This is a genomic window from Nostoc sp. FACHB-888, assembly GCF_014696655.1.
GTDB lineage: Bacteria > Cyanobacteriota > Cyanobacteriia > Cyanobacteriales > Nostocaceae > Nostoc.
In genome coordinates, this window is sequence record NZ_JACJQM010000002.1 from 136,705 (window position 1) to 149,743 (window position 13,039).

The 13,039-nt window shown below is 42.6% G+C and carries 9 protein-coding genes; 6 read left to right on the top strand and 3 right to left on the bottom strand.

What is annotated here, in order from left to right:
- Positions 1–69: 69 nt before the first annotated feature.
- Complete coding sequence (gene phnC, locus H6G26_RS01965; RefSeq protein ID WP_190727662.1) at positions 70–867, bottom strand: phosphonate ABC transporter ATP-binding protein; 798 nt, start codon at positions 865–867, stop codon at positions 70–72.
- Positions 868–1,642: 775 nt separating this feature from the next.
- Here phnC and H6G26_RS01970 point away from each other — a divergent pair.
- The 3 genes from H6G26_RS01970 to H6G26_RS01980 all read left to right on the top strand — a co-directional run bounded on the left by H6G26_RS01970 (position 1,643) and on the right by H6G26_RS01980 (position 6,726).
- A complete protein-coding gene (locus tag H6G26_RS01970; RefSeq protein WP_347242418.1) occupies positions 1,643–3,283 on the top strand; it encodes an iron uptake porin in 1,641 nt (546 codons plus the stop codon).
- A gap of 357 nt (positions 3,284–3,640) precedes the next feature.
- Positions 3,641–4,651: an iron ABC transporter substrate-binding protein gene (locus tag H6G26_RS01975; protein ID WP_190727664.1), complete on the top strand. Its 1,011-nt coding sequence runs from the start codon at positions 3,641–3,643 to the stop codon at positions 4,649–4,651.
- Between the two features lie 377 nt (positions 4,652–5,028).
- Positions 5,029–6,726 (top strand): iron ABC transporter permease, encoded by a 1,698-nt coding sequence (locus H6G26_RS01980; RefSeq protein WP_190727665.1) that lies wholly within the window; start codon positions 5,029–5,031, stop codon positions 6,724–6,726.
- A gap of 143 nt (positions 6,727–6,869) precedes the next feature.
- Here the strand turns inward: H6G26_RS01980 and H6G26_RS01985 are convergent, their stop codons facing one another.
- The gene (locus H6G26_RS01985; RefSeq protein WP_190727666.1) at positions 6,870–7,070 is read right to left on the bottom strand and encodes a hypothetical protein; all 201 of its coding nucleotides are present in this window, start codon (positions 7,068–7,070) and stop codon (positions 6,870–6,872) included.
- 59 nt (positions 7,071–7,129) lie between these two features.
- On the opposite strand from H6G26_RS01985, the gene H6G26_RS01990 reads away from it, so the two are divergent.
- Positions 7,130–7,867: a COG4280 domain-containing protein gene (locus H6G26_RS01990; RefSeq protein ID WP_190727667.1), complete on the top strand. Its 738-nt coding sequence runs from the start codon at positions 7,130–7,132 to the stop codon at positions 7,865–7,867.
- Between the two features lie 161 nt (positions 7,868–8,028).
- Here the strand turns inward: H6G26_RS01990 and H6G26_RS01995 are convergent, their stop codons facing one another.
- A complete protein-coding gene (locus H6G26_RS01995; protein ID WP_190727668.1) occupies positions 8,029–9,015 on the bottom strand; it encodes a phosphotransferase in 987 nt (328 codons plus the stop codon).
- 275 nt (positions 9,016–9,290) lie between these two features.
- Here H6G26_RS01995 and H6G26_RS02000 point away from each other — a divergent pair, with 275 nt between their 5' ends.
- Both H6G26_RS02000 and H6G26_RS02005 read left to right on the top strand, forming a co-directional pair.
- Positions 9,291–12,329, top strand: coding sequence for a beta-propeller fold lactonase family protein (locus H6G26_RS02000; protein ID WP_190727669.1), 3,039 nt, complete (start codon positions 9,291–9,293; stop codon positions 12,327–12,329).
- Between the two features lie 137 nt (positions 12,330–12,466).
- Positions 12,467–13,009: a PEP-CTERM sorting domain-containing protein gene (locus tag H6G26_RS02005; protein ID WP_190727670.1), complete on the top strand. Its 543-nt coding sequence runs from the start codon at positions 12,467–12,469 to the stop codon at positions 13,007–13,009.
- Positions 13,010–13,039: the final 30 nt, after the last annotated feature.

Genomic DNA, 13,039 nt, shown 5'->3' on the forward strand with positions numbered 1-13,039 from the left:
TAATGCCCTTAGAGTGCAAAAATTTCGTTTTTTAAATTGTTCAACTTTTGTTTATCTGTATTTTTTGGGTTACACTACTAGTTCTCCGTGCCCTCTCATAATGAGTTCTTCGGCAGCTGTACCATAAAGTTCATTGAGCTTGTGATCATTCATCTCTGTGGTTGCACCATCAAACATCACTTCTCCATCTTTGAGAGCGATCGCTCGATCAAAATAATTACGCACCATTTGAACCTGATGTAAAGAAGCGACTACAGTAATACCGCTTTGACGATTTAGCTGCACGAGCAATTCCATAACTTTACGCGCCGATTCCGGATCGAGAGAGGCGATTGGTTCGTCTGCGAGGATGATTTTTGCTCCTTGCACTAAACAACGAGCGATCGCAACTCGTTGTTGTTGCCCTCCGGAAAGCATAGATGCCCGTTTATAAGCATGTTCAAGAATGCCTACTCGCTCTAATGCAGCAAGAGCTTGGATTTTTTCTTCTTTGGTGAATAAATGAAATGTTGAACGAAAAATAGACAATCTTGCTAAGTTACCAACGAGAACATTTTCGATAACTGTTAGCCGATTGACTAAATTAAACTGTTGAAAAATACAACCTATCTGGCTTCGTAAAGACCTAATTTTAGAGTGTATTTTGCCTTCGCTCTGTAGTATTGACCCAAAAATATAAACAGTTCCTGCATCTCCAATATGCAAACCATTAATATGCCGTAAAAGGGTAGATTTGCCTGAGCCAGATGCACCTATTAGCGCAACCAGTTCTCCCTCATGAATTGTGCAAGATGCGTTTTTAAGTGCTGTCTTACCTTTGAAATCTTTCGATAGATTACTAACTTTGATAGCCACTGTATTTGCCATTTTTTGACATTTAGATGTCTATGATTAACATTAATAATGTCTTTTAATTAAGAAATAATTAAGAAAAGTATAATTTTTGATTTAATTTCTGAATTATCAGTCTAATGAATGAGCCATTTTTAGATACGCATCTATATAATGTAATGCTTATAATACATAGACTAAACTACATTTGTTAATTAAGTTTTAATTAACAAAAAATTAAGTTTTGGTAAAAATTTAATTAACCTCGCTAGGAATTTAGCACAGCACGGCGTAAATAAACCACCCATTTCAAATCATCGAAGAAGGCAGAAGGCAGGAGGCAGAGGGCAGAAGGAGCAAGTCAGAAGGGGATTCAAAGCTCTCCTGTCTTGGAGCCACTAAACTCTTGTTTAGTGGGGGTCTTAAACCCTTGTTTCTTAACGTCACGGGCTTCAGTGCTAGAATCAGAATTTCCTTCTGCCTCCTGCCCTCTGCCTTTCTTGATAATCTTTAATATATCAATATCTATTTAGTTAAGAATAGGTAAACAAAAGACAATTGTTTTTATTTTAAAACAATCTCTAGATTGTGGTACACAGTTATGCTTTGATATTGTTAAAGTCGATTTGGTCAATTTTTCTTGTAGAAGATTGATTTTACCTGTATAACATTAGTATTTTTGAAATAAAGGCTAAATTCACGACTTAATTAAATGAAGTTTGATAATATTTGTGATTTAGCAATTAGCAGAAATCTTAATGTTATAAAAATTGATTTTTTACTAATTTCTACCAGGTGTGAGGGTACATTCGTGCAGAAGTTTTGGTTGAATTCTTTGTTATTTAGTCCAGCGATTTTGGGCTTATTTATAGTTGCACTACCAGCGATGGGTTCTGAAGTACCTCTAAATCAAGCACCTACAACTAATCAACCATCCAGTTTTAGCAGTGCTGAGAATATCGAACAAGTAACTTCAGTTTCACAGCTTTCTGATGTCAAACCTACAGACTGGGCTTTTCAAGCTTTGCAATCCCTAGTTGAGCGATACGGCTGCATTGCAGGTTATCCTAACCAAACTTATCGGGGTAATCGTGGCTTGACTCGTTATGAGTTTGCTGCTGGTTTAAATGCTTGTTTAGATCAGATAAATCAACTTATAGCTACTAGTACAGCCGATCTGGTGAACAAAGAAGACCTAGCAACGTTGCAAAAGCTGCAAGAAGAGTATACTGCTGAGTTGCAAACTGTGCGAGGTCGAGTAGATGCTCTAGAAGCTCGTAGCGCCACTTTAGAGTCGCAACAATTCTCCATAACTACTCAACTGCGGGGAGAAGCAGTTTTTGCACTGGCTGGTGCATTTGGCTCCGATAGAGCAATCAACAGCGATGCTCAAAATCGTGGTGATACTAGACCAGAACTCGATGAAAACGTGATTTTTGCCGATCGCGTCCGGTTAAACTTTGATAGTAGCTTCACTGGTAAAGATCGCCTCAGAGTTAGGTTACAAGCAAGAAATATCACTTCATTCAATACAGGCGTGACTGGCACTAACCAAACTCGTTTAGGGTTTGATGGCAATGAATCCAACAATGTCAGCGTATCAGCTCTGTTTTACCGTTTCCCTGTAAGCGACTCCACAACCTTCAATATCGCAACCGAAGGGTTGGAATACATTGATGAAGTACCTGCTCTCAGTCGCAATTTCGATTCTAGTGGTTCCGGTGCGCTATCTCGTTTTGGGCGTTATAACCCAATTTATCGGGCAGCAGAAGGGCCAGGTATTATCATCAATCAAAAATTGAATAATGCTCTCACCCTAACTGCTGGCTACGTTGTGCCATCGGGTGTTGGTAATGATCCTAGTAACGGTAGAGGACTTTTTAATGGTAGTTACTCTGCATTAGGTCAACTGACCTTCCAACCAACCTCAGAATTAAGTTTGGCTTTTACTTATGTCAACGCCTATTACACTGATGGTAGCGGAGTTACTGGTAGCACTGGTACTGGTTTTGCCAACAACCCATTCAACGGGGCGCGAACTTCCGTAAATAACTATAGTGTGACTGGCAATTACAAACTTAGTCCTAAGTTTACCATCACTGCTTGGGGCAGCTACGCCAATGCCCAAGCTGAGAATACAGACGTTGCTAGGAGTAATGCAGAGATTTGGAACTGGGCCGTTCAGCTAGGCTTTCCTGATTTTGGTAGGAAAGGAAATTTTGGTGGTATTGTCTTTGGTGTGCCGCCTTACGTTGCTGACAATCAATTCGTCAGTGGGAACAATCGCCGTCAAGACGATGATATTTCATATCATTTAGAGGCTTTCTATAGATATAAGCTGAATGACAATATTGCTATTACCCCAGGATTAATCACCATCTTTAATCCTGAAGGTAACAGCAACAACTCTAATATCTATGTGGGAGTAGTACGTACTACTTTTACTTTCTAACCCAAAGTCTTTGCTTAAGCTCAATCAAAAAGACCTCTCCCTGATTTTACTACGCAAAATCGTCCCTCTCCGAGCCGGAGAGGGACAGCTTTGAACTTTAGTTCGAGGCAGGGAGAGTTTTGTCGAACTCACGTTCACGTTAGCTTAGAGCTTTACAAGCGTGCCATTCGGTTCTGAGTAAAAGATATGAGCAAGTTTTCTTAACCTTTTGATGTTCTAAATTTAACTTGCACAGTGCTTCGACGTAACCTATCCTTACCAAAATCAATGGTTAATCCTTTACAGGTGATTAATATTGACAAAATTTGGTCAGATGAATTGACCTGTAATCCTGAATCTGGAATCCGAGGCTAATCAATGATTTCACATCAAGTGCGGCAAATCTGTGGTGTAATTACTGCTGTGTTTTTGGGCTGGGGAGTTGGAATGGCGGTAGCAGATACCCCAAAAACACTAACAGTTTATTCAGGACGAGAAAAGGACATCATGAGTCCTTTGATTGAGAAAGCTAAGAAAGATTTGGGGATCAATATTGAGGTACGCTATGGTGACTCCACAGAACTAGCGATCGCTCTCATCGAAGAAGGTAAAAATAGCCGCGCTGATATATTTTACGCTCAAGATGCTGGATCTTTAGGAGCGATCGCTAGGGAAAAACGAACCTTAACTCTCCCTACTCAATTATTAAACAAAGTTGAACCGCAATTTCGCTCTCCCGCAGGCCAATGGATTGGCATTTCTGGACGCGCACGGGTGATTGACTACAACACCAAGCTTGTCAAAACCAGCGAGCTCCCCACAAGTGTAATGGAACTGGGCAATCCAAAATGGCGAGGTAAAGTTGGTTGGGCACCTACTAACGGTTCTTTTCTATCTTTCGTGACTGCAATGCGACTCCTAGAGGGCAACCAAAAAACCCTGGAGTGGTTAAAAGCAATGAAAGCTAATAATGCCAAAGCTTATAGCGGCAATAGTGCCATTGTTGAAGCTTTGGGACGCGGAGAAATTGCTTTGGGGTTAGTGAATAACTATTATTTATATCGATTTACCACAAAAGACCCAAATTTTCCTGTAGCTATCCACCATACACGCAATGATGCGGGAGCGTTGATTAATGTCGCAGGTTTAGCAGTACTAAATACAACTGACCAAGAAAGCGATGCAGAAAAGTTTGTTGCCTATATGCTCAGTCCAGATGTGCAAAAGTTCCTTACCCAAAAGTTTTATGAATATCCCTTAGTGAAAGGTATTCCAGTATCGCAAAAGCAAATTCCACTCAATCAGTTGCAGTCTCCTCAGCTTGATCTGAGCAAATTATCAGATATGAAAGGAACGCTTTCGTTAATCCAAGATGCGGGTTTGTTGTAACTATAGCGGTTCTCAGTTGAGTGCGGTACAGACCTAACCCCCAACCCCTTCCCTACAAGGTAAGGGGGGTAAGATTTAAAGCCTCTCTCCTTTTAAGAGCTACGGTGCATACACAAATCTTCTAGAGTTGCGCCACAGCCTTTTGATCCCCCCAACCCCCCTTAAAAAGGGGGGCAAAAAGCTCTCAAAGTCCACCTATTTAAGTGGTTTTCTAAAAAGATGTGTGTACACTGTAGCCTTTTAGGAGAGAGGAATGGAAGTAAGGTCAAAAATTTACTGCACCCAAGCGAGAACCGCCATAGGCGTGAGAAGAGGACACACATCTTCGCCTACCTACTCGATCGCTATCAGAAGCCATGCAGGTAATTAACTAAAGGATGAAAATCCCTAAGAGCGTCACTGAGTCACCGCGTCACCGCGCCTATTTTTCTAAAAGAGGCAAAAAAACCGATCGTCCACCTTTGTTTCTTCTAGTCCCAGCTGGATTAACGGCTGTGGCGATCGCACTGCCTTTAACTTACTTAGTTATGCGGATGGCTGGTGTAGACGCAGAAGAGTTATTGACTTTGGTATCGCGTCCCCGGACGATCACAGTGTTGTTAAATAGTGTTGGACTAGCTATGTCCAGCACTTTACTTTCAGCTGCGATCGCTGTGCCACTGGCGTTTCTGACAATGCGGACAGATTTACCCTGGCGACGATTTTGGTTGATTATTACCACATTACCCCTGGCAGTGCCTGACTATATAGGTGGTTTTGCCTTGATTGCTGCTTTTGGTCCCAAGGGTAGCTTGTTGCAACTCTGGCTAGAACCTCTCGGAGTGCAAGAGTTACCAGAAATCTACGGCTGGACTGGAGCAATTTTAGGATTGACTCTGTTTTCCTATCCGTATTTACTGCTGAGTCTTCAAGCTGGATGGCAAGGCATTGATCCAGCGATGGAGGAAGCTGCCAGAAGTTTAGGTTCTAACCAACGGGAAATCTTGTTTCGCATCACGCTACCTGCACTGCGTCCATCAATTGTGGCAGGGGGATTGTTAGTGGCGCTGAATGCCTTACAAGATTTTGGCACAATTTCAGTGATGCGATTTGATACATTTACGCGGGCAATTTTTCTGCAATACAGATATACATTCGATCGCAATCAAGCCGCAGTATTAGCTTTAATGCTAGTGAGTTTAGTATTGCTGTTGTTGTGGTTGGAATATAAAGCGCGATCGCGGGCAGCATACTACAGTCGTGCTACTAAGTCCTACCGTCTGCCACCATTACTTCATCTGGGAGTTTGGAAAGTGCCTGCAATTTTGTTTTGCTTCGCCGTGACTACCCTTGGTCTAGTCTTACCAATAGGTGTAACTTTGTTCTGGCTGATGCAAGGATTGAGAGGTAACAGTATGGATACAATTATTTCCGTACCAGAACTGATGCAATTAGCTAGAGATTCACTAATAGCGGCAGGATCGGCAGCAATAGTAGCTACACTCTGCGCCCTACCCGTGGCAATCCTCGCGGTACGGTTTCCCAGTCGCATCACTACTGCAATTGAGCGCTGTAGCTATATTGGCTTTGGTTTACCTGGAATTGTAGTTGCCTTTTCCCTCATATTTTGGGGAGCAAATTACTTACCCTGGTTGTATCAGACTTTGCCGATGCTGATATTTGCTTATTTAGTGTTATTTGTTTCGCAGTCTGTTGGCACTTTGCGGAGTTCACTGCTGCAAGTGAATCCTCAATTAGAAGAATGTGCCCGGAGTTTAGGCAGAAACTCTTGGCAAACTTTCAGAGAAATTACCTTGCCCCTAGTAAGTCCGGGTGTGTTGGGTGGGGCAGCGTTAGTATTTCTGACAGCAATTAAAGAGTTACCAGTAACACTGCTCTTAGCTCCAATTGGCTTTGATACTTTAGCTACCCACATTTGGAAAGCAACTGAGAGTGTTTCTTACAGTAATGCTGCGGCTGGCGCACTAGTGATGCTGGTGATTTCAGTTAGTTCCATGTTATTGGTGCTGTCTCAAAATCGCAATACAGGGCTTTCTATAGAAGTAAGCCGTAGCTTGCAAAGGGAGGTTGATTAAGAGGGGCAGGAGGTAGGAGGTAAAAGGCAGATTAATTATTTGAGTTCCTGGTTACTGAGCGTACTCCTAGAAAGAAGCAAGTTACACGTAGCGTCTGGTTGCGACACGCAGTTCGCGTTCGTAGAGAAGCCGAAGTGCAATCCTTAGTACAGCATTTTATTAATTCGTAGCGAATTAAATTTGGCAATACCTTGCAATGCCAATGTATCGACTAACAATGCCAATGCATCGACTGACAATGCCAATGTATCGACTAACAATGCTAATGCATTGACTGACAATGCTAATGCATCGACTAACAATGCCAATGTATCGACTAACAATGCCAATGCAATCCTTTGCATTAAAAACGCTACGATTTTACGCAAAGCTGTACTTAGTTAATAAAGAGGTATAAAATTTTATGAATTGGGAAATTTTTCTTGCTAGTTTTGCTGGTTCTCTAATTGAATTAGTCGAGATTCTGGGCATAGTCCTCGTTGTTGGTAGGCTAGCCGGTTGGCGTAACGCCTTAGTTGGTTCAGGTAGCGGCATTGCTTTAACAATACTTGCCTCGCTGATTTTAGGGAAAAGTTTGACGCTTATCCCTGTAGATATTCTGAGGATTGTTGCAGGCAGTTTACTGCTATTGTTTGGGCAAAAATGGACACGCTCAATTATTAAGTACTACGGCGGCATTCCCAAGCGTGGAGGTGGCAAAGAAGACAGGCTAGAAGCAGAACTAGCAAAAGAAGACAATCAATCTGGCTGGAACTGGTTTGCTGTAGTCACCACATTTAAAGGTGCGCTTTTAGATAGTGTAGAGGTTGCGATCGCAGTAGTCACGTTAGGCGCTGCTGGAGGCAAATGGATAGATGCCATCAGTGGCGCTTTAGCTGCTGCAATTGGCTTAATTGTATTTGCATTTCTGTTTAGAACTCCACTCAAGCAAGTGCCTGTCAAGCCGATGAAATTTGTAGCAGCTATGCTACTGATGGGATTTGGTACTTACTGGCTGAGTGAAGGGCTGAATGTAGAATTGCCAGGTGGCGATTGGGCGATCGTTTGGTTACCGCTAGTTTGGGGTTCTTTCATGGCTATTACTGCTGCATTCCTGCGCTGGCGGGTTGGATTACAGAAGCCAGAAGAGATTGTAAGTTAGCTGCTGTATTTCTTGCGCTGCGCGTCTTGAAATACATATTTCTTTGTTTTTCATAAATAAATTTACTTGCTCTAAACCCGTTTGGCAGAGGGCAAAAAATATATTTTCTGCCTCCTGCCTCCTGCCCTCTGCCTTTCTTCGGTAAGTAAGAAGAAATCGCCTTAGTATTTACCAAACAAAAATGACTCGCCCTCAAGATACAGATGAACGTGTTCTTTAACGACATACGGCACGGTTTCTGAAATCCACTTATGCTCTTGTGGATTATTTACATGAAAAGAAAGTACTTCAATCACCGCCATGATAAAGAAACCTTCTGTAATCTGTAAGTAATGTTCAGGTAGCTTACGGATAGCTTGATAGCCTTCAAAAAAGGCAGGTCTGACAGTGGGAAGTAAATATTGAAGCGAACTTGCAATATCGTAAAGATAGTATCCAAAGCCACAGCGAGCGAAATCGATTGGCCGGAATTCCTGGTTGTGCAATAGATAGTTGCCTTCATGAAGGTCAGCGTGAATCAGCCCCCAGACATTTTGTTTCTGAGGAAGTTTTTTTATCATCCCTTGAATTTGGCAAGCCGCTACTTCAAGGGCCTTATAATCTTCTGCTGAAATAAATTCTTGTAATACTGCTGGATAAAGTGCCGAGAGTGCTGCTTGCAGCCGATTCTGATCATAAGCTGGGCGAACAAAGTTCTGTGGCAGTTGCCACTGACTACTATGCTGGTGCAATCGAGCTAGCAACAAACCGAGCTGGTAAGCCTGTTGTGGAGTTGGTTGTCCGTTGAGGTTGTTGCCATCAATCCAATGTAGTAGTGAGCAACAAAACACTTCTCCAGTTTCATCTGCCAAAACTTGAGTGAGCCATCTATCCTGTAGATTTTTTACTGGCTCTTGCACAACAACCTCTGTTTCATGACATAAGGCAGCAAGCCACAGAATTTCTGACTCAATCACCTCTGGCCTTTGCCATACATCGTCTTGAAGCGTATATATTGGTCTATGAATACGGAGAAGAAATTTTTTTGCTTGTGTTTTTATACAGAAGGTTACGCTTCCACTATGGCCTAAAAAACAAGGCTGTTCTTGAGCCATATCATATTGAGCAAGGGCAGTTTTTGCTATGTAGTCATAGATGTTATGCTGCATTTTTTCATCTGTCACTTGTCAAGATTAACTAGCCGCTTCTCTACGAACGTGAACAGCGTGTCGCAGACAGACGCTTTGCGTAGCTTGCGTTTACGCATCCTTATTATACTTACAGCGAATACTCCTACTGTCGGGCTGTTGAGTGCCGATTTTGAGCCACTAGTCAAATAACTTTCTATCTGAATCTTTATCTTTCCCTCACCTTACCTTTGTCTTAACTAAAAAAGAGCAGTATTTGCTGTGTAAAGAACAAGTTTGATGTTCAAGCACAAAAAATGCAAAATTTCAAGCGTAAGCGATATCTCCTACTCAGCCTGCTGGTAGCGGTGGCAATAGTAGTAAGTGGTATCCAGTTAGTTAACGCCGTGCTTCCTACTAGCCCGGTTGGTAACATACCTGAAGGTGGAGCATTACTACCTACAGGTCAAATAATTACACCCGCAGCAGCACCAGGTTCGACGTTTGCACGTTTAGTTACTGGTTTGCGTACCGACAGGAATGCTGATGCTGCCGAAGCTGTAACCACAGCCCTCAGCCCCGATGGTAAAACTCTACTGGTGCTTACCAGTGGCTATAACAAAGACTTCAGGGATGAAAATACTGGTGCTGATCTAACTTATCGTGTCTTAGACCCGTTAACTGGCAAACCAAGTGCTACAAGAACTACAAAAGCTGAATGGGTTTTTGTCTTTGATGTTAGCAACGGTAAGTTGGTTAAGCAGCAACAGATTAATATTCCCAATACATATAACGGCCTAGCTTGGGCAAAAGACGGCACACGCTTTTATGTATCAGGTGGCATTGACGATCGCGTTTATGCTTATGCCTCCAATGGCAGCCAATACTTGCCAGATGCTCCTTTCATTTTACTAAATCACAATTCCAACTCAACTGCGCCCTTCCCAGACTACGATGGTGGTTTGTTGAAGAACACACAAGCTGAAACTGTGGCAACAGGAGCAGTTGTAGCAGGTCTTGATGTCAGCAAAGATGGCAAAACTTTAGTGGCTGCCAATTTTGAGAATGACTCAATATCAATTGTTGATACTACTAACCGTAAAGTACTCAGAGAAATTAAGTTCTTTAGACCAGGCGATCGCATAGCAACAGGAGAATTTCCTTTTGATGTAGCCATCCAAAGTTCAGAAAACGGTGCGGCAGCGAAAGTCTTCGTTACCAGCCAGCGCGATAACGAGGTGGTTGCTGTCAATATTACTGCCGGAAGCATTACCCGTATCCCTGTAGGTAGCCAACCAAACAAGGTGCAACTATCGACAGACCAAAAGCGACTATATGTAGCTAACGGTAATAGTGATTCGGTTTCAGTCATTGACACAAATACCAATAACGTTGTCCAAACTATCAATCTGTCCCGACCTAGCGATCGGTACAAAGGAGCAAATCCCAACTCTGTGGCGCTGAGTTCAGATGAACGTCAGCTTTACGTGACTCTCGGTGGTGAGAACGCTGTTGCTGTTGTGGACTTGCAATCTGGTCGAGTAATTGGACGTATCCCCACTGGCTGGTATCCCAATTCTGTCAGCGTTAGTAAGGATGGTCAAAACCTATACGTTGTCAATGCCAAGAGCAATTCTGGCCCCAACCCTTCAAATGGCGAAACAACACCAGCCGGACTAGCACGCAACACCACTTTTAGAAATGAGTATACCTGGGCTTTAGAAAAAGCTGGAATCTCAGTTATTCCAATTCCCAAAGGTGGTACTTTAGCTACGCTTTCCGAACAGGTAGACAGAAACAACGGTTTCTACAATCGCCGTCCTGACCGGACGATGAGATTTTTACAGGATAAAATTAAGCACGTTATCTACGTAGTTAAAGAAAATCGTACTTACGACCAGGTACTCGGCGATTTACCTGTTGGCAACGGCGACCCAGCATTAACTTTATTCCCACAACCAATTTCACCCAACCATCACAAGTTAGCCCTTGACTTTGTGACTTTTGATAACTTCTATGATTCTGGTGAATCAAGCGGTGTGGGCTGGAACTGGTCTACTTATGCAAGGACAACCGATTACACTGAGAAAACTCAATCAGTACTTTATGGCAACGCTGAGTTTAACGGTTTGACCTACGACTACGAAGGTACTAACCGTAGAATCAACCTTGCCCTACCGCAAACTTCTTCTAATACCTCCCAATTCAATACACGAGTAACGGGAGTGTTAGATCCCTCTGGTAAATCTTCTATTTTGCCTGGAACTCGAGATGTAAACGCCCCCGCAGGCGATGGTGAACTGAATTCAAACGCTATCGGCGGCTATCTTTGGGATGCAGCATTGCGTGCTGGTAAGACTGTACGCAATTACGGTTTCTTCGTCCTTGATGGCAGCTACAGTACTACCCAAGCAGATCCCACACAACCAGATCCTACCAACCCGCTTTACATCCCCATCTCTCCAAATCCTGCTGCTGATAATATTCCCCAAGCTGTAGCCGCTAAACCTGTATTGTTGGATAAAACTGACAAGTATTTCCGGGGATACGACCAGAAGAATGCTGACATCTATCTATACAATGAATGGGCGCGGGACATTGATAGCTATCTGGCAAGGAATGAATTGCCCAACTTGTCACTAGTACGTTTACCTCACGACCACTTTGGTGATTTCGGTAACGCCGTGGCTGGTTTGAATACTGTCCCACTGCAAATGGCTGATAATGATTATGCTGTTGGCTTGCTAGTGGAAAAAATCTCCAAATCTCCTCTGTGGAAAGACACTGCGATCGTTATTGTAGAAGATGATTCCCAAGACGGCCCTGACCATGTTGATAGTCATCGCTCAGTAGTTTATATCATCTCGCCTTACACTAAGCGAAAGGCCCTAGTCAGCACTAACTACAACACTGTCAGCCTAGTGCGGACAATGGAAGATTTACTGAACATTGGTTATTTAGGAATCACTGACGCCAATGCCAAACCGATGTCAGATGCATTCACTAGAGAACCAAACTTTACTCCCTATAAAGCTGTCGTTCCAGGTAATTTGTGTGGTGAGCCTGTAGACCCCAAACTAGTACCAGCTTGCCAAGCCAAGAATGTAGAAAAGACAACAGCTATTCCATCTCTGCATAACAAACAGTGGTGGGCGCAAGCAACCAAAGACTTCTATTTTGAAGTTGAAGATAAGTTAGATCCTGAGAAATTCAACCGCGTACTTTGGACTGGCATTCAAGGCGACAAAGTGCCTTATCCAACAGAGCGCAGCCATGCCGATCTTCGCCAAAATCGCGCCCAACTACTCGGAAATTCGAGTTTGAGTACAGATAACCTCTCTGCTCAAGCAAACTAATCAGCTTAGGCTTGATTCTCCCTAGCCTCCTTTTAAAGGAGGCTAGGGAAAGCATAAATAGTTAGCAATTATATCAAGCCTACTTACATAGTTTACGTGAACATTGCTTGCAGAAATTTATCTTGGGGAAAGTTGAGATGAAATTAGTTTCGCGATTAACGCTTGCTACTAGTTGTGCCTTAATGTTTGCTGCTGTAGGGGCTAATTCTGCATCTGCTGCAATTATTAATTACGGTTTCACTGTCGATAGTCTGATAACTAAGGGAGAAGGATTTTTTAGCTTTGATGATTCAGCTTTCAGCAACGATAATATTCCGGTAGCACTGGTTGAGTCGCTAAATTTTCAATTTGACAACAACTCTAATATTTACACTGAAAAGGATGATACTGAATATCCTGGATATCCTGTTGTATTTCCAACCACATTCTTAACAGGTACAGAGTCTGTTGGATTACAATATGTCTTCCCCGATAAAGCTAATCCTTCAAGCTCTATCACATACGACATTAATGGATATGATTTTGCAGTTACTTCTGCCGATAATATCCAAATTGGCTCAGGTAAAGTTACCTATAGGCAAATCCCTGAGCCTACAACTTTAGGCGGTAGTTTCATTGCTTGCAGCATTGGCTGGCTCATGAAGAAAAAGTTAATATCAGGCAAAAAGGTTAGAGCTTAACCTGAGCTTTAGTGTTATAAAGTGGGGAAT